Annotated in this window: 14 protein-coding genes and 2 pseudogenes; 9 read left to right on the forward strand and 7 right to left on the reverse strand. The window is 70.5% G+C overall.

Annotated elements, in window-relative coordinates; translation table 11 throughout:
* Nucleotides 1-134 precede the first annotated feature (134 nt).
* On the reverse strand, nucleotides 135-959 hold the full coding sequence (locus tag N5I75_RS37965; RefSeq protein ID WP_476684786.1) for a hypothetical protein: 825 nt from the start codon (nucleotides 957-959) through the stop codon (nucleotides 135-137).
* A 309-nt stretch (nucleotides 960-1,268) separates the two neighbouring features.
* Here N5I75_RS37965 and N5I75_RS37970 point away from each other — a divergent pair, with 309 nt between their 5' ends.
* Nucleotides 1,269-1,715, forward strand: a complete 447-nt coding sequence (locus N5I75_RS37970) for an effector-associated constant component EACC1 (RefSeq protein ID WP_476684788.1) — start codon at nucleotides 1,269-1,271, stop codon at nucleotides 1,713-1,715.
* Between the two features lie 74 nt (nucleotides 1,716-1,789).
* The gene (locus tag N5I75_RS37975) at nucleotides 1,790-6,640 is read left to right on the forward strand and encodes a caspase, EACC1-associated type (RefSeq protein WP_476684790.1); all 4,851 of its coding nucleotides are present in this window, start codon (nucleotides 1,790-1,792) and stop codon (nucleotides 6,638-6,640) included.
* Between the two features lie 133 nt (nucleotides 6,641-6,773).
* Here N5I75_RS37975 and N5I75_RS37980 read toward each other — a convergent pair.
* Nucleotides 6,774-7,115, reverse strand: a pseudogene (locus N5I75_RS37980) (CGNR zinc finger domain-containing protein); the annotation flags it as partial.
* 134 nt (nucleotides 7,116-7,249) lie between these two features.
* Here N5I75_RS37980 and N5I75_RS37985 point away from each other — a divergent pair.
* Complete coding sequence (locus N5I75_RS37985) at nucleotides 7,250-7,918, forward strand: LysE family translocator (protein ID WP_476684792.1); 669 nt, start codon at nucleotides 7,250-7,252, stop codon at nucleotides 7,916-7,918.
* Nucleotides 7,919-8,540: 622 nt separating this feature from the next.
* Nucleotides 8,541-9,092, forward strand: coding sequence for a hypothetical protein (locus N5I75_RS37990; protein WP_476684794.1), 552 nt, complete (start codon nucleotides 8,541-8,543; stop codon nucleotides 9,090-9,092).
* A gap of 68 nt (nucleotides 9,093-9,160) precedes the next feature.
* Here N5I75_RS37990 and N5I75_RS37995 read toward each other — a convergent pair whose 3' ends face one another.
* Nucleotides 9,161-9,370, reverse strand: a complete 210-nt coding sequence (locus N5I75_RS37995; protein WP_476684958.1) for a hypothetical protein — start codon at nucleotides 9,368-9,370, stop codon at nucleotides 9,161-9,163.
* On the opposite strand from N5I75_RS37995, the pseudogene N5I75_RS38000 reads away from it, so the two are divergent.
* Nucleotides 9,336-9,714 (forward strand): annotated as a pseudogene (locus N5I75_RS38000) (response regulator transcription factor); the annotation flags it as partial. The gene N5I75_RS37995 and the pseudogene N5I75_RS38000 overlap by 35 nt on opposite strands.
* A 104-nt stretch (nucleotides 9,715-9,818) precedes the next feature.
* Nucleotides 9,819-10,409, forward strand: coding sequence for an SUKH-4 family immunity protein (locus tag N5I75_RS38005; RefSeq protein ID WP_476684796.1), 591 nt, complete (start codon nucleotides 9,819-9,821; stop codon nucleotides 10,407-10,409).
* A gap of 124 nt (nucleotides 10,410-10,533) precedes the next feature.
* On the opposite strand, the gene N5I75_RS38010 is transcribed toward N5I75_RS38005, so the two are convergent.
* From N5I75_RS38010 to N5I75_RS38020, 3 genes are all read right to left on the reverse strand, one after another.
* On the reverse strand, nucleotides 10,534-11,088 hold the full coding sequence (locus tag N5I75_RS38010; protein WP_476684798.1) for a DUF305 domain-containing protein: 555 nt from the start codon (nucleotides 11,086-11,088) through the stop codon (nucleotides 10,534-10,536).
* Nucleotides 11,064-12,401 (reverse strand): DUF1996 domain-containing protein, encoded by a 1,338-nt coding sequence (locus tag N5I75_RS38015; protein WP_476684800.1) that lies wholly within the window; start codon nucleotides 12,399-12,401, stop codon nucleotides 11,064-11,066. Before N5I75_RS38015 ends, N5I75_RS38010 begins: the two co-directional genes overlap by 25 nt.
* A 150-nt stretch (nucleotides 12,402-12,551) precedes the next feature.
* Complete coding sequence (locus N5I75_RS38020; protein ID WP_476684802.1) at nucleotides 12,552-14,276, reverse strand: discoidin domain-containing protein; 1,725 nt, start codon at nucleotides 14,274-14,276, stop codon at nucleotides 12,552-12,554.
* 426 nt (nucleotides 14,277-14,702) lie between these two features.
* Between N5I75_RS38020 and N5I75_RS38025 the strand changes: the two genes are divergently transcribed.
* Nucleotides 14,703-15,695 (forward strand): LacI family DNA-binding transcriptional regulator, encoded by a 993-nt coding sequence (locus tag N5I75_RS38025; RefSeq protein WP_476684804.1) that lies wholly within the window; start codon nucleotides 14,703-14,705, stop codon nucleotides 15,693-15,695.
* Between the two features lie 462 nt (nucleotides 15,696-16,157).
* Nucleotides 16,158-16,949, forward strand: coding sequence for a hypothetical protein (locus N5I75_RS38030; protein ID WP_476684806.1), 792 nt, complete (start codon nucleotides 16,158-16,160; stop codon nucleotides 16,947-16,949).
* Between the two features lie 1,102 nt (nucleotides 16,950-18,051).
* Here the strand turns inward: N5I75_RS38030 and N5I75_RS38035 are convergent.
* Nucleotides 18,052-18,624, reverse strand: a complete 573-nt coding sequence (locus tag N5I75_RS38035; RefSeq protein WP_476684808.1) for a TetR/AcrR family transcriptional regulator — start codon at nucleotides 18,622-18,624, stop codon at nucleotides 18,052-18,054.
* Between the two features lie 115 nt (nucleotides 18,625-18,739).
* Here N5I75_RS38035 and N5I75_RS38040 point away from each other — a divergent pair, with 115 nt between their 5' ends.
* Nucleotides 18,740-20,242, forward strand: coding sequence for an MFS transporter (locus tag N5I75_RS38040; RefSeq protein ID WP_476684810.1), 1,503 nt, complete (start codon nucleotides 18,740-18,742; stop codon nucleotides 20,240-20,242).
* The last annotated feature ends 8 nt before the right edge of the window (nucleotides 20,243-20,250 follow it).

Raw genomic sequence — 20,250 nt, forward strand, 5'->3', positions numbered from 1 at the left:
GGGCGAAGAACGAGGCGCGTGCCGTCGCTGTTCCGCCTCACCGAGATGATCATGCCCTGAAACGACGCCACCGGGCAGCTCACTTCGCCGTCCTGGAGCGCAGCTGACTGGCGTGGAGCTGATTCAGGTACTGCTCACACCCGCGCCGAACGGGGCCGGGCGCGCAGCTCAGGCAGTCGAGCACAGGTGTCCGCTGCTGCCAGGCCCTCGCTCAGGGCGAGGAGGGAGAGGATCCGCACGGGCCTGTCGACCGCGGCGGCGGCCTCCAGTTTGTGGTGGCCGTCGAGAAGGAAGTGGGTCAGGCCCCAGTGCTGGTAGTGGTCCATCGGCATCCCGGCGGCAGGCTCACACACGTCGAGTGTGGAGATCGCCACCGCAGTAGGGACGGTGCCCTGCTCCATGAGCGTGGCGTACTCATCGACGCGCTCCCTGTCATTCCATGTGGGGGCGACCATGGGCACGACGAACTCGTAGAGGTGCGCGTCCGTATCGACGGCGGTCTCGAACGTTCGGTAGTACGGGGTGTGCGGGTACTCGGGCAGGCCCCAGAACTGATCGATCCCCCATGTCGTGACCTGCTCGTCGCTGAAGTAGTCGCCTTCCTTGCCGGGAACGACCAGCCGGGGTCGCACTTCCAGGAGCAGGGGGAGGTATTCGCCTCGGGGCAGCAACATGCCGAACGCGTCGATGACGTCACCGTCGTCGGGCTCGTCCAGTGCTCCGGTGAGCCGCTCCCGCATCTCGTCCAGGTTCAGCTTGTGCGTCGAGGTCTCCAGCCGGCGGAACAGGAACGGACACGTTCCGCAGTAGAAGCTGAGCTCGAAGGCAGGCTCGTCGTCGACCATGAGCAAGCGCCGCCGCGCGCCGCCGCCGATCTTCTGCATCTCCGTGTCGAAACGCAACCGGGCCTCGGAGGCGGGAAGGCCGAGGGTGCGCGGGCCACTCGCTTTGATCTTCACACATCGACCGTACGGGACGCCGGAGACCGGCTCCACCGAGCACCCGGCCCAGCAGCCTGGCGCTCGTGCCGGGGCACCCGGCCGGTGCCCTGAAGTGACGAGGACGCCGCGTACCGATCGCCCGTTGCGGGCTGCGGCCGACCTCGAGGCCCGCGAACTGGCCAACCTCGCCGACAACCATCTCGCCAATGTCCGATGTCGCCGACACCGTCAGGCGCGTTCCGATGTTGCCAACGGGCCGCACTACAGCGACAGTTGAGGTGAATGGACATGTGTTGTACCTGACGGGGGGCAGAGATGAGAGTCACCTTGGCTGTCGATGCCGGGGGTGGAGACGCGGTCGCAGCCTCAGATGACCTGTATCAGTGGCTGCGTCAGGACCCCGAGCTGCGCGGGTTCGTCCGCCGCGAGGCCGCCACCGCGCCGCCGGACGGAGCCATGGGCGCGTTGGGGGAGTTGATATCGTTGCTGCTGGCTCCCGGTGGCCCGACGGCGGCTCTGGGGGCGGCCGTCGTGGTGTGGCTCCAGAGCCGCCGGGGCAACCAGACCGTCACCATCACCCTGCCGGACGGTACGCAGGTCGTGGTCGCCTCCGAAAAGGTGCGCGGCCTGACCTCCGAGGGCACCGGTGAGCTGGCCGAGCGGGTCGCCGCCGCGCTTCGGCAGGAGCGGAATCCACCGGGCACGCGGGACACGGCGCTGGAGGCGGCGGCGGAGGACGGCGGTCGGGTCGTCCCGTCGCGAGAGGCAGACTGACGGTGCCGTCGCGGGGGTTGTCGGACACACTGGGGAAAGCGGATCTGACGGGAGCCGGTTGTCACGCGCTGGTGGTGGGGACCGCCACCCACCCGGGGAAGCAGCTGCCGGGCCTGCCGTCCGCTGTGCGGTCGGCGCAGGACGTGGCCGAAGCGCTGAGCACCGCGTGCGGGATGGGCGACCGGGTCACGCTGCTGACCGACCCGGCGTCGCCGAGCGACGTCCTGGAGGCGCTGGCGACGGCCATCGACCGGGCCGAGCCCACGGAGGAGCGGTACGAGCGCGGAACCGTCCTGTTCTACTTCGTCGGGCACGGGCTGCGCGGACCCGGCCAGCAGCTGTACCTGGCGACCGCGACGACCAGAGCCCAGGCCGACATGGCGCACTCCGTCCCGTACACGGAGATCGAGCGCTACCTGAGCGACGCCGCCGCCGACCCCGTCGTGATCCTCGACTGCTGCTTCGCGGGGAACGCCCGGGAGCCGGGCCGGCCGGCCGGCGCGGACCCGTTCGCCGGTGCGCGGCCGGCCGGCAGCTACCTGCTCGCGTCCGCGATGCCCAACGCGTTGGCGTACGCCCCGCCGGACGCGGAGCACACCCTGTTCAGCGGCCAGTTGCTCAGCCTGCTGCGCGAGGGCGACGTCGGTGGCCCGAGATGGCTGACGCTGGGCGGTGTCTACCGGCTGCTCGACCAGCGGCTCCAAGGCAGTGCGGCCCGCCCGTACGGCGGTGGCACCGCGCGCATGGGCGAACTGATCCTCGCCGACAACCGTCGTTACGAGCCGGGTACCGGCCCGGACGCCGGGCAGCCGGTGGACGGCGTCACGGATCCGGACGCCGTCTGTCCGTACCCCGGCATCCTCCCGTTCCTCCCCGAGCACCACCGTCTGTTCTTCGGCCGGGAGAAGCTGACCCGCGAACTGCTGCGACGCGTCGAGCGGGCGCGGCCCGGTGAGCCGGTGGTCCTGGTGGGGCCGTCGGGCGTCGGCAAGTCCTCGCTGCTGCGGGCCGGGCTGAGCGTGGCCGCGGAGCAGGCGGGGCTCGGTCCCGTGCGGCTGGTGCCCGCGCCGGGCGAGTGGCCGTTCCGGACGCTCGCCGAGGCGTGGGCGGCGGCGGTGGGCAGAGCACCGTCCGACGTCGTACGGGATCTGGAGCGCGGGCGCTTCAGCCCGCCCGCGGCTACGGGGACCACGGCCGGGCGGGCGCCGCGTGTCCTCGTCATTGATCAGCTAGAGGAGTACTTCACGCTCTGCTCGGACGCGGCCGAACGCGAGCGGTTCGCTGCCGCCCTCACCGCGGGAGCGCACGAGGAATCCGAGGAGGGGGACGGGGACGGGCCCGGCCCGCGCCTTGTCCTGGCGCTGCGCGCCGACTACTACGGCGACGCCCTGAGCGATCCTCGCCTGGCGCCCGTCGTGCGGGCGGGGCACTTCGCCGTGCCCGCACTGGGCGACGAGGAGGTCGAGGCGGCGATCGTGGGCCCGGCGCAGTACGCGGGTCTGCGGTGGGAGGAGGGCGTACCGCAGCTCCTGCGACGCGACGTGAACGAGGAGCGGCGCACCGCGGGCGATGCCGCGGCGCTGCCCTTCCTGGCCTACGCCCTGCCGGAGATCTGGCTGCGGCGGCAGGGGACGACGCTCACCTACGCCGGTTACGTCGGTGCCGGAGGCATACGGGGCGCGGTGGCCGGCGCCGCGGACAGGATCTACGACGCTCTCGACGAGACCGGCCGCGCAGCCCTGCGGAGTCTTCTGCTGGCCATGGTCCATGTGGCCGACGGCGAGGGGCGGTTGGTTCGCCGTCGGGTGCCGCCGGAGGAGCTGGCCCGGGGCGAGAGCGAGGACCTGCTGCGCCGGCTCGCGGACGCCCGCCTGGTCGTCGTGGACGAGGAGGGCGGCGCTCAGCTCGGGCACGATTCGCTGCTGCACGCATGGGGGCGGCTGAGCGGCTGGATCGACGAGGTGCGGGACGACCTGCTGAGACTGCGGCGGCTGACCGCGGCGGCGGAGGGCTGGGCCGAGGCGGGGCGGAAGCCGAGCGGCCTCTACGAGGGCGACACCCTGGAGGAGGCGAAGAAGCTAACTGCGGACGATGCCCAAGCGACCCTGGCGCCCCATGTGGCCCGCAGGGCCCGAGAGACCCGGGCAGCCCGGGCAGTCCGGGCAGCCACGGTGGTCCGGGTGGCCCAGACGATCCGGAAGACCCAGGCGGCCCGCGCAACCCAAGGGGCTCAGAGCCCTCAAGCCACCCATGTGGCTCAGGAGACACAGGTGGTCCGCGCACCCCAGGCGGCTCAGGTGTCTCAGGCGGCTCAGGCAGCTCAGACAGCCCGGGCAGCCCTGGCGGTCCAGCCGGAGCTCACCGCCGGCTCGGCCGTCGTAGCGGTACCGTCGGCCGTCCGCGTCCCGGTCCGCCAGGTAGTCCGGGATTTCGTCGCCGCGAGCGACCACGCGCGGCGGCGTAGACGCTTCGTCACGCGCGCGTGGATCGCCGGTCTCTCGGGCCTGCTCCTGGTGGCCGCATCGCTCTTCGGGTGGGCGTTCCACGAGAACCGGGAGGCGGCGAGCCGCGAGAAGAGTCTGATCGCCAGGGATCTGGCCGCCCAGGCCGACAGCCTGCGTGAACGCGACCCGCAGACAGCACTCTGCCTCAGTCTGGCCGCGTACCATACCGCGGCGACCCCGGAGACCCGCTCCAGCCTGTACACGGCGGCGATGACCCTCACACCGGCCCGTCTCGCCCCGAAGGAGCCGTACCGCAAGGCGGTCCTGAATGTCGCGTACAGCCCGGACGGCAAGGTCTTGGCCGCGAGCCACCGAAGTGACCGGGCCCGCGGCGGCCGGGTCCAGTTGTGGGACCTGTCCGCGCCGACCAGGCCGGTGGAGGCGGGCCGGTTCACGCTGCGGAGCAGCCCCGTCATCGCCTACCATCCGCGCTCACGGCTCCTGGCCGCGCAGTCGGCGGACGAACTGACGCTCTGGGACACCGCCGACCCGCAGAAGCCGCGGCGGCTGTCCCAGGTCCGGCTCGCCCACGGTGTGACGTACACGCTGGCGTTCAGCGCGGACGGCCGGACACTCGCGGCGGGCAGCGAGAAAGGGCAGTTGCGGTTGTGGGACGTGAGCGACCCGGCCCGCCCCGCGCTGCGGACGCAGCGGACGATCGCCGAGGTGGAAGTGGTCTCCTTGGCGTTCACTCGCGACGGGCACCACCTGATCACAGGCAACGGCAACGGCAAGTCGGGGAGTGGGCAGCCCGCACAGGTGCGGCTGTGGGACGTGAGCGATCCGGACCGGCCCGTCCTGCGGGACACCGAGCGGGCCGACACGGTCATGGCGGTCGGGGCCCACCCCCGGCGCGACTTGGTGGTGGCAACCGGCGGGGCGGGGAAGATCGCCTGGTGGGAGATGGTAAACGGGCGGGACCTGCGGCGTGTGAAGACCAGTTTCCCCACGGACATCTGGGGTGGCTCGGGGGGTGGCATACCGTCGCTCGCGTTCAGCGAGGACGGCAAACATCTGGCGGGAGCGGACCGTGCCGACGGCGTGCGGCGGGCGGAAGCCGACCGCAAGACGGCGGATCTGGTGAACACCATGAGCGGGGTCACGCTGCCCACGGGTGAGCCGGCCCAGTCGGTCGCCTACAGCCCGGACGGCCGTTATCTGGCGGCCGGCGAGGTGGGCGGAGAGGTGCGGCTGTGGCCCGACCGGCCGTGGGCGCCCGCGTTCGAGGGCAGCCCCTATGTCATGCCCCAGGCGGGGACCGGCCCGTTCAGCCCCGACGGTCAGCTCGTCATCGCCTCGGAGACGAACGCGGACAGCACACGCACGAGCAAGGTGTGGGACCCCAGCGACCCGGACGCGCCGAAGGTCCGGTACACCCTGCCGAGGGGATGGGAGGCGAAGTACTTCCTCATGGGGCGCAAGACGCCCGTCTTTCTGGCGCATTACTGGACCGAGGGGCTGGACCACACCTTCCAGCTCTGGCGCTTCGACGCCGAGGGAACCTTAAGGAAGAGCCCGGGCATCCGGCTCACCGCCGATGCGCCGAGCGTCGCCGTGAGTCCCGACGGTTCGCTTCTCGTGGTGGGTTCGCAGGAGGAGCCCGACATTGCGCTGTGGGACATCAAGGACCCGGCGAAGCCCGTACACCGGGGCACGGTCGGGGTGAAGGCGGGCGGCGGACTCGGGAGCAGCGGAAACCTGTGGTTCGCCGGCGAGCGGTCCCTGGCGACGGTGGAGGACGGACGGCACATCAGGTTCTGGGACCTCTCAGACCCCGCCCGTCCCCGCAAGGGCGGGCGCATCGACGAGGCGGCCATCATGGAGAGCGCGTCGTACGTCGCCTCGTCCCAGCTGCTCATCACCGAGGCGCCGGGGGACGACCTGCGGCTCTGGGACATGTCCCGGCCCGCGCACCCCGTCAAAGGCGCCCTGCTTCCGGCCGCACCAGGAAGCTACTTCCCCACGCACAAAGGGGAGTTGGCGTCGGCGCTGCGCGATGGGACCGTCGAGTTCTGGGACGTCACCGATCCCGCGCGACCCAAAAAGAAGCACGACGCCCTCCTGCTCGACCGCCAGGTCACGTCGATCGGCCTGACCCCCAACGGCCGCAACGCGGTGACGAGCAAGCCCTATCGCATCTGGTCCGTCGGGAAGGACGGCCGGTGGAGCACTCCGCAGATCGCCACGCTGGAGAAGGCGGATGCGATCTATGTGCCCCCGGCGAACTCGCCGTCCGGCCCACGTTGGCTCGCTGCCACCGACTACGGCAGCTCCGGGCTGACAGAGGAAAGGACCTACCTGCTCGGCTTCGACACCGACCATCTCTACATGTCCCTCTGTGAGTCGTATCCCGTGAACATTCCCGAAGACCGGTGGAACAAGTTGTTTCCGCACATGGCCTACCGCCCGTCCTGCGACTGACGCCGAGCGGTGGGTGGCGGCCGGTGGTGAAGTGGTCGTCCGGGTGTGCCGGCCCGGGGCACTGCTCGCGCAGGCGCGCGCGGTGGCGGCGGACGGCGTCCCGGCTTCCGCAGCGTGGCGAGCAGTACCGCTGGGTGCCGTTGCGCGTGGTGTCGACGACGACGTTGGTGCAGGGGCGGGCGGCGCACCGGCCCAGGCGGTGCATACCGCGCGTGGTCAGGTGCAGGGCGGTGCCGACGGAGAACACGGCGTGCAGTACGCGGGGGAGGTCGTCGTCGACGTCGCGGTAGTGCAGATGCCAGCCCTCGCCGTGGTGGTCCGTCAGACGCGGATACGCGGCCGCGGCGGCCATCTGCTGGTTGAGGAGTGATGCCCGCTCGTCCGGGTCCGGGGTGTCGACGATCCGGAGCCAGTCGTCGAGCACCGCCCGGCAACGGGCGTGGTCGTCGGGGCGTTCGGGAAAGGGCATGGTCATGCCGAACTCGCGGGTCCGCGACACGATCCCGGCCTGGGTGTCGGGCCAGTCGTCGGCCAGGGAGCGTGCCAGGAGGACGGCATACTCGCCGTAAGGGTTGAGATGCACAAGGGCATTACATCAGGGTGTGGGACATGCACCCCACCTCGCTGACCTCACCTCTCTCCGGGGCGTCTGTCCTCGGGATGGCGCTCGCCGCGCTGGCCATGGTCCTGACTCCCGGCCCCAACATGATCTACCTCGTCTCGCGCAGCATCAGCCAGGGCCGATCGGCGGGGCTCGTCTCCCTGGCCGGTACCGTCCTCGGATTCGTGAGCTACATGCTGATGGCCAACCTCGGTCTCGCGGTTGTATTCGTCGCGGTGCCCTGGCTGTTCATCGGCTTCAAGGCCGCCGGCGTCCTCTACCTGGCCCATCTCGCCTGGCAGGCCCTGCGCGCCACGGGCCGCGGCGTGTTTGAGATCCGTGACGTTCCCCGTGACAGCCCGGCCCGGCTCTTCTGCATGGGGTTGGTGACGAACCTGCTCAACCCCAAGGCCGCCATCATGTACCTGACTCTGATCCCGCAGTTCATCGACCCCTCCCGCGGACATCCGGCGGTGCAGGGCCTGACTCTCGGTTCGATCCAGATCGCGGTGAGCCTGACCGTCAACGCCCTGATCGTCATCGGCGCCGGCACCATTGCCACCTTCCTTGCGCGGCGCCCGAGCTGGGCCACTGTGCAACGCCGCGTCACCGGCACCCTCCTCGGCGCCGTCACACTCCTGCTCGCTCGCGAGGTTCCTGCGCGAGCCCGACTCTGATCACAGATATCCGGGCGAGTACCGCGCAAGTCGTGGCCAGCACGCGCAGCGCCCCCGGTGCAGGTTCCGAGCCCGTCAGCCGTTCTGGCTCCAGCGTTCCCACCGTGCGGCACGAACCGTCCCCTGTGCGATGTCCTGCCGGGGCAGTCGGAGGTCGAGCGAGTCCCCAGGGCGTGGAAGGGGGCTGAGGTCGCTGAGTTCGGGATGGTCGAATTCGGCGCGGCGTAGGGCCCGGTCGAGGAAGTTGAACTGGCCGCCGCGGAAGTAGGGGGCACGGCCGCGGTCGTACCAGATGAGTTCCAGGATGCCCCGGTCGTCGTCGACTATCTGCGCGACGGCCGTCGCGCAGATAGTCGAAGGTGTAGTTGGCTTGCGCGGAGGTGGCCGTCAGGTGAACCGTCTCGGCGACTCCGAGCCGGGCGAGCGCCTCGGGGCCCGGCTCCCAGTCTCTCGCCCAGGCCACCGGCGCTCCCGGCTCGGACGTCTGCCTTGAGTCCACGTAGCCGGCCGACGGCTCCCCGCCCGTCTTCACCGTCTCGCGCTGCCCTGGGTACAGGGCACCCGCCCGTCCGTCGTCGTACCCACAATTTGAACGCGTTCAACAATGGCGTACGCTCCTGCCATGAACGACAGAGCCGCCCAACTCAGGGGCGTTCGAGCGTGGCTGATCCTCTTCGTCGTGTGCCTCGTACTCAGCGGTGCCACGGCCTTTCCGCTCGTCCATGAACTGCGCTGGGCCGACGAGCTTCTGACCTGGCTGTCAGTGGGCGACCACCTGCCCGCGCTGATGGAGTGGCTGGAACGCGTCCGCGCCGGACTCCAGGAGGCCGACACCGACTATCCGTTCCTGCTCTACGGCACCGACTGGCTGGCCTTCGCCCACCTCGTCATCGCCGTCGCGTTCTACGGGCCCTATCGCGACCCGGTGCGCAACATCTGGGTGATCGAGTTCGGGATGATCGCTTGCGCTGGGATCATCCCACTGGCCCTCGTCTGCGGGCCGATCCGAGGAATTCCCCTCTGGTGGTCGGTGATCGACATGTCTTTCGGAGTGTTCGGAGTGATCCCCCTGTACGTGGTGCGGCGAAAGATCAAGCGGCTCGAAACGCTGAGCGCGGCCACCGACGCCGCGCCGGCGCGGTCGTCCACCTCTGCATCTGTCTCCTTCCGGTAGGAACCGCTGCGACGACCGGCCCCCAGGCGTGAACGACCACGCTGCCGCTCGGAACGGGGCATGGCTGGTCAGGCGTAGGGCCGCAGGTTGCTCATCCAGTACCTGGTCGGCTCCGCGTCCTTGTCCGGTTGTTCGGCCAGGAGCGTCTCCAGCGGCAGGACGCCGTCCCACCGCTCACGGGCCCCGGCCTGCCTCTGGGCTTGGTGACGGGCTTCCTTGCCCCAGGGCCGCACCTGCAGCACGGTGAGACGAGAGGTCATCGTGATGGACATCCGCATGGACGGACTCGAAGCCGCCCGCCGCATCGCCGCCGACCAGCAACTGGCCGCAGTGGAATTGGTGATGCTGACCCCGTTCGACCTCGACGAGTACGCGTACGGCGCGCTGCGCTCCGGCGCCACGCAAACCCGATCACCGCCTCGATGCCCTGACCAGCCGCGAACGCGAAGTCATGCGACTGATCGCCGCCGGCCGCACCAACGACGAAATCGCCACGCAACTGGTGGTCTCCCCACTGACCGCGAAGACTCACGTCAGCCGCATCATGGCCAAACTCGGAGCCCGCGACAGGTCTCAAGTCGTCGTCATGGCCTACGAGTACGGCATGGTCAGCCTCGGCTGACTCAAGGATTAGATCGACACCTGCCACCCACCACGACCCGGTTGGCGACGAGCGGTCGCAGGACGCCCCTGACGGCCCTGTGGACCGAGATGGATGAGGCGTTCATGCTGTTCGAGATTTCCCGGGAAGAGATGGTCGCGTCCCTGGGCGAGGGGAACGTGTTTGTGGCCCCTCCCGGATCGCTGGGGGATCTGCCCGAGGACCTGCCCGCGGCTCGGTTTCTGCTCCGCACCGGCATCCCGGTGGGTGTGTTCCGGGCTCAGGCCCGGAACGCTGCGGGCCGCGTTCCCACGGTGGGGGAGAAGATCGACCTGACCGGGTACGAGGCGCCTCCGGGGTGCGAGGAGTGGCCCGTCTTCGGATGGATTCCGCAGACACACCTAGCGGTTGACCGCGACACGGGCACCGTGCACGGATTCTCGGAAAACGGCGGTCCGGTCCAGGAACTGCATGCAGACATGTCTTCTCTTGCCTTCTTGGCCTTCTCGCTGCGTCGGCTTCTGAAGGAGTTCGTCTGGAGCGAGGACGAAGGTGATGGGGACGAGGCCGAGGACGAGGACGAGGGCTTCGAGCGGCTGGCCGAGGCAATCACGGAGATCCGGACGACCGTTGAGGCCCGCGACTCGCTGCCGTTCACGGCGAAAAGCGTCTGGCCGGCTGTCATGGCCGACATGGAAGCCGGTATGTGGTCGTAGGCGAGGTTGGCACGGAGGCTCTCTCCGCCCGCCGCGAGGCGTCTGTCGCCCAGCCCGCCGCCGGCCCGAAGACGATCTCCGGTGAGGCTGCCCTCCTGACGGTGACGGCCTTCACCGGAGGCCGTCACGTCAGGGCGTCGAGCCGGGTGATGCGCTGGGACACGCTCCGTTCGACGACGGCGGCCAGGTCCGTCGCGCGCTCGGCGCTTCCCGCGGTGCGTTCACTCGCGCACAGCATGCGGACCTGGACCAGATGGGCGCGCAGACTACCGGTGAAGAGGCGGTCGAAGCTTTGTCCCCTCACTGTTCTCGCCCTGCGCACCGTGTCGAGCGTGACCATGCCCGGCATGTTGTGCCCCTCGTGGGGCCGGGTGTCGGGAACTCCCGAAGCCTCCAACAGCTCCCGCAACTCGCGGAGTTCGTCCTTCAGTCTCGTTCCCGCCTCCTCTGCCCAGTCGGCCAGAGCCGGGCGTCCTGCGCGGGATGGGGCCAAGTCGATGAGCATCGAGGCCCGTTCGTCCATGGGGATCATCAGCTGGATCCATGCCGTGTCGGTGTCGTTGAAGGCGGCGGGCGCGGTCCTGTCGGCCGCCGGCTGCGAGGTGCAGCCGGCGACCGTCAGGGCCAGGAGCAGGGCGGCCGCCGTGCGCCGGGTCAGAACGTTCCGGCGGAGTTGCACTTGGCGCTCTGCACGATGCAGTCCTTCACGCGCTGCCCGAGGGCGGCGGTGTCCCAGGCGTTGAAGAAGTCACCGTGGATGGACGAGGCCATGCCCGACGCGAGGCTGAACCCGTCGGCGCTCCCGCTGGTCGGGTAGCCGATGACGAAGGACACCGAGGGGATGGCGACCGGGTAGGCGCCGCTGCACTTGCCGTCGTAGGTGAAGGCGACGTGCGACTTGTGGTCCGGGCTGTCGAGGTGCTTGCCGTCCCAGCAGTCCGGGAAGACCAGCTGGTACACCAGCGCGGCGGTGGAGGCGCACCGCGGCCAGTTGCCGTCGGCGCTGCGGCCGATCTCGCCGCCGGCTCCGGCGCACCAGAACTGGTTGGGCGAGCCGGCCGGGGTGGCCACCTGCAGCTTGGCGTTGCCCGCGATCATGCGGAACCCTTCCGGGAAGGGCACGGTCGCCGTGGGGTCGGGCAGCCGCGACCCGTAGTAGACGATCATCCCGTCGGGTTCGACCGCCTTGCCGCGCTCGTAGAGCGTGGGGATCCAGTAGGCCGAGAGGTCCTTGGGGGGTGTGCACGTCGTGCCGGTGTTGCTCAGCAGGCTCTGGGTGGTCGTGAAGGCGTCGGTGCTCTTGTTGCCGAAGAAGCTGTGCATGTGGGACGCGCCGGGCAGGCCGGGGGCGACGATCGGGTCGTCCGGCTCGGAGTGGCTGTAGGTGCAGGTGGCGTTGAACTCGGGGACGCGTACGGCGTTGCCGGGCACCGGCGCCGGGGTCATCGCCCGGAACTGGTTCAGCTGGGCCTGCCACTTGGTCTGGTCGACATCGATCCAGCCCGGCGCGGGCTCGTCGCCGCCGCCGGCGAACGAGAACCAGTTGATGTTGACGAAGTCGCCGGGCGTGGTGCTGCGCAGCACGGCGAACACGGTCTGGGCGCCGGTCGGGTGGGTGGTGACGTCGGCGCTGCGCGTCGCCCAGGTCTGCCAGCCGCCGGTGGGGCCGGTCTGGATGACGGCGAGCAGGGGGCCGGTCAGGGAACCGGTGCGCAGTTCGACGGTGCCGCCGCCCGTGGCGGCGGCGATGCGCGCCGACACCGTCAGGCGGCCGGCGGGTCCGAGGTCGACCTGGTCGAAGCGCATCCAGTCGCCGTCGGCGAGGTAGGCGGCGTTCTGCCCGCCGCCCATGTCGGCGGTCGTCTCCAGGGTGACGCCGGATTGCGCCGCGTAGGACTCGGCCTGAACGGTGATGGTGGCGGCCCGTGCGGCGGGGGCGCCGAGGGTGATGCCGAGGGCGGCGGCCAGGGCGATCACCAGGGCACCGATCAACAGGGGATGGAGGTGTAAGCGATGGAGGTGCAAGGGGTGTCTGCGCATGTCACTTCCTCATCGGAGGGGGGTGGGGCGTGGTGCGGCGGCGGCCCGGCCCGGAACCGAGATCTCCGGGCCGGACCTGACGAGGGGCCGGTGCCTGCTGCCCTACTGGTAGACGCGCACGTAGTCGACGAGCAGCCGGGACGGGAACGGCGTCGACGCATCGGTCGGACCGGGCCAGTCACCGCCCACCGCGAGGTTGAGGATCATGTAGTGCGGGTGGTCGAAGATCCAGGGCCCGCGCGTACGCTCCACCTCGTCCTTGTCCAGGGTGAACACGGTGCGCCCGTCGAGGCTGTAGACGATGCCCTTGCTGTTCCAGTCGGCGGCCCAGGTGTGGTAATCGTCCGAGAAGTCGGCGCCCGAGGGCAGCCGGTACGGTGAGCCGATCCCGCCTCCACCGTTGTAGGCGGGCGCGTGCACGGTCGAGTAGGCCGTCTTCACGTCCTTGCCGAGGATCTCCATGATGTCGACCTCGCCGTTGTACGGCCACGGGCGGCCGGTGAGGAAGTCGGCGCCCATCATCCAGAAGGCGGGCCAGAGCCCGTTGCCCTTGGGCACCTTGATGCGGGCCTCGACGCGTCCGTAGGTGAACTGGAAGGTGGCGCCGGTGTTCATGCGGGCCGAGGTGTACTGGCAGGTGGTGCTGCCGGTCAGCGGGTCGGGCGGGCAGGACCGGCCGGGGCTGGCTTCCTTGCGGGCCTCCATGACGAGGTGGCCGGCGCCGTCGAGCGCCGCGTTCTGGTGGTCGGTGTAGTACTGCAGCTCGCCGTTCTGGCCGGTGCCGGGATCGGCGCGCCACTTCGACGCGTCGGGCTTGCTGCCGCTGGCCCCGTCGAACTCGTCGCTCCACACCAGCCGCGGCGGCTGCGCCGGGTCCGGCGGCAGCGGCGGCGCGGGGGTGGGGGCTCCTCCGGTGCCGTACACCTGGAACTCCCAGAGGGAGTAGCCGTACGGGGTGGCGCGTTCGGTGCCGTACATGCGGACGTAGCGCCCCGTGCCGGAGACGGCCAGGGTCTGTTTGAAGCCGGTGCCGGACGTGGTCGAGTAGATCGGCGTCCAGTCGGTGCCGTTGGGCGAGACCTGGATCTGGAAGGACTTGGCGTAGGCGGGGTCCCACTGCAGGACGACCTTGGTGATCTGCGCGGTCGCGCCCAGGTCGACGGAGATCCAGCCGGGGTCGGTCCATCCGGTGGTGGAGCTGGTCGCCCAGCGGGAGGCCGGGTCGCGGTCGAAGGCCCGCGCCGGTGTGCACTCCCAGCAGTTGCCGTCGCTCTGCGAAGAGGAGGCCGAGCCGGTCTTCCCGTACGACAGCAGGGTGTCCCCGCCGCCGGGATCGCCGCCGGTGCCGGTGGTCCCGTACACCTGGAACTCCCAGAGGGAGAAGCCGTACTGAGTGGCGCGCTGGGTGCCGTACATGCGGACGTAGCGGCCGGTGGCCGTGAGGGTCAGGTTCTGGGTGCCGCCGGTGCCGTTCGCCGTCTCGTGGACGGTGGACCAGGTCTCGGCGTCGTCCGACACCTGGATCTGGAAGGTTTTGCCGTAGGCGGCCTCCCACTGGAGGGTGACACGGCTGATTCGGGCCCGGGCGCCGAGGTCGACCCTGATCCACTGCGGGTCGGAGAAGGCGCTGGACCAGCGCGTCCCCGGGTTGCCGTCGACGGCTCCCTGGGCGGTGAACGGGTCCTCGGTACTGGACGCGACGACGGGCCGGCCCTGCGACAGCAGGGTCTCGGCGGCGTGGGCGCGGGGCGCGGGGAGGCTGACGAGGGTGAGCAGGACGGCGGCGACCAAGGCGGGTAAGCCGAAGCGGCGGAGCAGGGGATGCACGGGCGACTCCTCAATGGGGGAGGGGTGAGGGAGCGCTCCCTGGGGGGTGAGAATGGGCCGATGACAGTGACCTGTCAAGGCTTTCAGCGGCAGGGCCGTAACGCCCCCAATGCATGTGCCGCGCTTCAGGGAACGGTTCCCGAGATCCACAGCGGTCGTGTCTGACGAGGGCCGATCGGTGCCGGGGAGCGGCTAGTTGAGGCGAGGAACGGGCAACCACGTGCGCGTAAGGAGTCGTTGACAGGCGGATCGGGCCGAGGTCATCCTGGGATCCTGGGTGGAAAACGCTCCCTGGACTCGACGACCGGGCACCCGCGACCGGGCACCCGCGACCGGGCACCCGCGACCGGGCACCCGCGACCGGGCACCCGCGACCGGGCACCCGCGACCGGAGACCCGCGACCGGAAGGCGATGATCGGAAGGCGATGAAACGACCCACGCTCGCGGTGGTCGCCGCCCGGGCCGGCGTGTCCAAGTCGAGCGTCTCCCGGGTCGTCAACGGGGAGACCACCGTCGCGCCGGAGATCCGGGACGTCGTCATGCAGGCGGTGCGCGAACTCGGCTACGTACCGAACGCCGCCGCCCGCAACCTGGTCACCCGCCGCACGGACGCCGTCGCCGTGGTCGTGTCCGACCCGCCCAAGGGCGTGGTCTCCGACGACCCGCTGTTCTCCACCGTGGTGCGCACCGTCAGCCGGGAGCTGGAGGCCGTCGGCAGACGCGTGGTGCTGATCCTCGCCGAGTCCGACGAGAGCCGGACCCGGGTGGAGCGCTACGTGGCGGGGGGCCACGTGGACGGCGTGATGCTCGTCGCCCTGCACGGCGCCGACCCCCTCCCGGCCGCGCTCGCCCGCATGGGACTGCCCGTCGCGTCCTTCAACCGCACCGCCGCGACGGACGTCCCGTACGTGGCGCTGGACAACGCGGGCGGTGCCGAGCTGGCCGTACGGCACCTGCTGGAGCGGGGCAGACGCCGGATCGCCACGATCACCGGGCCACTGGACCTGTACGAATCCCGCGAACGGCTCGAGGGGTACCGCGCGACCCTGCGGGACACCGGCCGCCGCTCGATCGTCGCCCTGGGCGACTTCACGCGGGCGTCGGGTGCGGAGGCCATGCGACAACTCCTGGAGGACGATCCGGACGTCGACGCGGTGTTCGCGGCCAACGACCTCATGGCCATCGGGGCGCTGCGGGCCCTGCACCAGGCGGGCCGCCGAGTCCCCGACGACGTGGCCGTGGTCGGGTTCGACGACATCGAGGCCGCCGCCTACACCACTCCCGCGCTCACCTCGGTGCGCAGCTCCATGGCCGACCAGGCCACCGCGACGGTGCGCCTGCTCCTTGCGCTGATCGAGGGCGCCCCCAGGAAGCCGGTGATCATGCCGAACGAACTCGTGGTCCGCGAGTCCAGCTGATCGCAGGGGGGCTCCTCACGCGGCACTCCGGTGCGCCGGGTCCTCGGCGCGTCGTCGTGCGCTTTGAGGCCGCCGGTGGGGTGGTCGTGGGTGACGTGCGCGTGCAGACACACGCCGGTGATTGGGCAGAGCTACGACGATGCCTCGGTACTTGTCAGCTGCTTCGGCGGTCGGAGCGGACTCCACGAGCAGGTCGTCGCGTGCGACGCGGCGGAAGGTGGGGGGCGGACTTCGCCCCCGCTCCTTCGGGACGGTTGTGAATCGCAGGTGGCCGGGTTCGACGAGCGCCGTCGATGTCGATGACGAGCGGTTCCCGCAGACCATCACCGACGGCGTTTGCGGTCAAGGGCCGGTGTCGCCGGGGTCGGAGCAGGGACCGCGTGCGCGAGTTCGACACTCTGCGGCTCGCCCTCGTCCCGGTCAAGGCGCTGGCCAGCGCCTGGCCACACGCTGGCCCGTCAGGTGCGCATCGACGGAGAGTTCCTGGCCGGTCGTGCGGAGTTGGAGCACGACAGCAGGCGCTGGCTCACCGCCGACAAGACCGCGGATCTGCTGCCCGGCCCGATACAGCTCGCTTCGCTGCGGAGTCGGCTGCAGGGCCGTGAGAGTGGACTCACCACGCGGGAGCGCGGGTTTCTCCATGCGGCAGCCGAGCGGCGGTGCTGCGGGCGCCGCAACCGGGTACGGGCCGCATGGATCGCGGCCTCCCTGGTGCTCGCGCTGCTGGCAGGCCTCAGCACGTCTCTTGTCCACCAGGCGCGCATCAGCACCCAGCGGGACGCGGAGGGACGCTCGCGCGCCCTGGCGGTCCAGTCGGACGGGCTGACGGCCAGCAACCCCGGCAAGGCTGCCCTGGCAGCCCTTGCGGGACACGAGACCGCCCCGACCCTGGAGGCCCGTAGTGCGCTGATGCGACGCTACGAGGAACCGCGGGACACGGTGCGCCTGCTGACGGAAGCCGAGGAGCCGATCCAGGACGCCGCCATGAGTCCCGGTCGGGGCGGTGTCGCGCGTGACGACCGAGACCGGCCGCGCGACCCTACGGCATGCCGAAGCTCGTCGGCGACCGAAGCAGTGGCACAGGGGGTGATCACCGCCCGCCCGCTCCTTGGTGAAGGTCGCTGGTTTGGGCCACTCGGACCTCCGGGGCGAGAGCGACGCATCGGCCGTGGCAGCGAACGCTGGCTGAAGGAGGACCCAAGCAAGTGGGCCCCGGCCACCTCGGACCGGACCGCCTGTGCGCCGTCGAACTGACCGATACGGTCCTGCCCCGCCGCGCTCCGGCGCCCCGAGGGCCAAGAGCATCGACGAAAGACGTGACGGAGGCACTGTCGGCGAGGTCGAGCCGGACGATCCGCGGGCGGGTCCACCCCTGTCGAGCCCTCGATCGTCGCGGCGACGGCGTCACCCACGGCCCTGTTCCGCACGGCGAGTGTCACCTGCGCCCCGGTCGCGGCCAGCGCGCGAGCTGTCTCGATCCACAGTCCGAGGCAGTTCCCGTCACGATCGCCCGGACACTGGTGAGGCCCACATCCCGCACCACATCCTGGCCGATGTCGACCACCCACTCCCGCAACGTCTCCTCGAAGCCTTCGACCGATGACCCTGGCAGCACCGCCCACCGAGACCGACCGTCGGAGCAGGGTTCCGGACTCCGCCCTGGCCACGTTCGTCCGGTGGCGGGCCGCTACGTCGGCCCGCTGGCCCGCGACGTCTCCGGGGCTGTCGAGGACAACCCCGGCGACGTCGGACCGAACGTAAGGACCGCTCCACGGCGATTCCAGGAGTTGTTCACGGACGCGATCGCCGTCGACTCGGGGCAGGCGAGGGCCGCCCGCGCAGCGCAGACGCTGATCAGCACATCGCTTGGCCTGGAGTATCAGGGCGGGCGGCGAGAGTTCTACGTCGAACGCCTGTCTTGGTGCCCTGCGGGACGCCTCGCGCCACCGCTTGGATGAGGTGTTCCTCGCCCGGCTGATCAGTGCGTTGACCGCGATGAACGGCGGTTTCGTCAGTCATGCGGTTGTTCGGTGAGGGTGGCCCCAGTGGTGTCCGCGTGCGCTGTGGCTGCGGATACGGGCGCGTTCGCGGCGTCGGGCTTGGAGGAGGTCCGGGGCGCGCCGGTGGGTGTTGCGCCAGCGTAGGTAGGCGTGGAACTGCTGGATCTGGGCTGGGTGGCCCGTCGGGTCGTCGTCGTGGACGACGAAGCTTCGCAGGGGTCCGAAGTGGGGCTCGATCGGGTTGGCCCAGGGGCTCAGCATGCTCACACGGACGGCCGGGTTCTCTGGAGGGTTGCGCAGAGAGCGGGCGTCGGCCCGGAAGGCGCCACGGACATCGCGCACCGCCTCCCAGCTGATCAGGCCGAGTTCAGAGAGCCCAGAAACTGCCGTGCCAGGCCTTCCGTGTCGATGTCGTCCGCGCTGCGCCCGGACAGGATGTGGAAGAAGGGCGGGCCGATCAGGAGCGCGGTCGCCTGCTCCAGCGACAGGGCGGTGCCGCTGGACTTGCGTACTGCCTCCACGAGCTCTGCGGCACTTTCCCCCAGGATGTCGCGGGAGGCGAGCAGCGCGGCCACACCGGCGTCGTGCTGGGCTTCCCCCATGAGGGCGCGGTAGGCGGCCCCTGCCTGCGAGCGCGTCAAGAAGGTGACGAGGGCGTCCAGGTAAGCCTTGAGGTCCGTACGGGGATCGCCGCTACGGGGCACGGAGAGTTCCTGTCGGGCGTCGATGACGCTGGCCTCGTAGAGGATCTCCGCCTTGTTCGACCACCAGCGGTACACGGTCTGACGGCCCACGCCTGCCCGTTCGGCGATGCCTTTCATCGTCAGGGCCGCGTATCCGACCTCGACCAGGAGGTCGTCGACGGCGTGCAGCACGGCCACCCGTGCGCTTTCACTGCGAGGCCGTCCGAGGCCGCTTCCATCCACCATGTCACCACTATAAACGAGGCGCGGTGTCTCGCATGTGCTAGCTTTACGATGCACGGTGCCTCGAAAGGGGTTCTGCCGTGCTCCGCCTACCGCATCCCAGAAGGAAACGAAAGCAATGGCAGCAATGGCTTCCACCTTGGAAGGCCCGGCGCGCCCCGCGCAGAGGTCCCGCCCCGGCCCGGTGCTCGCCTGCATGAGCGTGTGCACCGCACTGGTCGTCGGGTTCGTCGCGGCGATCAACCTGGCGGTGCCGAAGCTGGCGGCGAGTTCGCTGCAACCGACCTCGTCGGACCTGCTGTGGATCGTCGACGCCTATGTCGTCGTCTTCGCCTGCCTGGTCATCCCGGCCGGCGCGGCCGGCGACAAACTCGGCCGCAAGGGCACGCTCCTGACGGGGCTCGGCATATTCGCGGCCGGCGCCATCGTGTCGGCTCTCGCCCCGAACGTGGCGATCATGCTGATCGGGCGCGCCGTGACGGGTATCGGCGCCGCGTGCGTCCTGCCCAACTGCGCCGGCATCCTGCTGCACGCGACCGCCCCCGAGCGTCGCCCGCACGCGCTTGCCATCTGGGCGGCGGCCTCCGGAATCGGCGGCGTCGCCGGGAACGTGGGCGGCGGCGCCGTGCTGACCGCGGGCTCCTGGCGCGCGCTGTTCGTGGCGGTCGCCCTCATCGCGGCCTGCTGCCTGACGTGGGCGGCACTGTCCGCGCCGCGCAGCGCCCGGCACGACCGGACCCTGGACCTGCCGGGCACGCTGCTCTTCGTGGCAGCCGTCGTCGCACTGCTGACCGGCATCATTGAGGGGCCCGAACAGGGCTGGGGCGGCCCGGTCGTCCTCACCGCCTTCGCCTGCAGCATCCTGCTCGGCCTGTGCTGGGTACTCGTCGAGCTGCGCGCGCCGCATCCCATGCTCGATCCGCGGCTGTTCCGCAGCCCGGCTCTCAGCAGCGCCTGCCTCGGTATGACCATGACGTTCTTCGGCAACTTCGGGCTCTTCTACGTCAATGCCTCACTCCTGCAGTACGGACGCGGCTTCTCCGTGCTGCAGACAGGGCTCGGCATCATCCCGTTGACCGTCCCGCTCATGGTGGGCACCCGTTACGTACCTGGACTCATCCGCCGCATCGGGGTTCCCGCCACCCTCAGCGCGGCCTTCGGGCTCACCAGCGCCGGTCTGCTCGGACTCTCGTACGCCTCGACCATGGCCTACCCGGCGTACGCGGCAGGCCTCATCGTCATCGGGCTCGGAATCATGCTGGCCGCACCCTGCCTGACCGCGCAGATCGCCTCTGCTCTGCCGGTGGAGAGGGCAGGAACCGCCGGTGGTCTGCAGTCCGCGACCCGTGAACTGGGCAGCGCGCTGGGGGTAGCCGTCGTCGGCACCGTCCTGACAGCCGGGTTCACCCACCACCTGCCCGTCGGCCTGAGCCAACACACGCCGGTGCCGCGCACCGTGCAGGAAGCGCTCACGACGGCCCCAGCCGAACACGCCGCGATCACCGAAGCGTTCACCCAAGGCGCCGACACCGCGCTGCGCACCGCCGCCCTCGTCGTACTCCTCGCCGGAGTCCTCGTCGTGGCAGGCGCCCGCCGCGCCCGCCGAACCGTCCTGCGATAGCAGCAGGG

Source organism: Streptomyces sp. R818, from assembly GCF_056172735.1.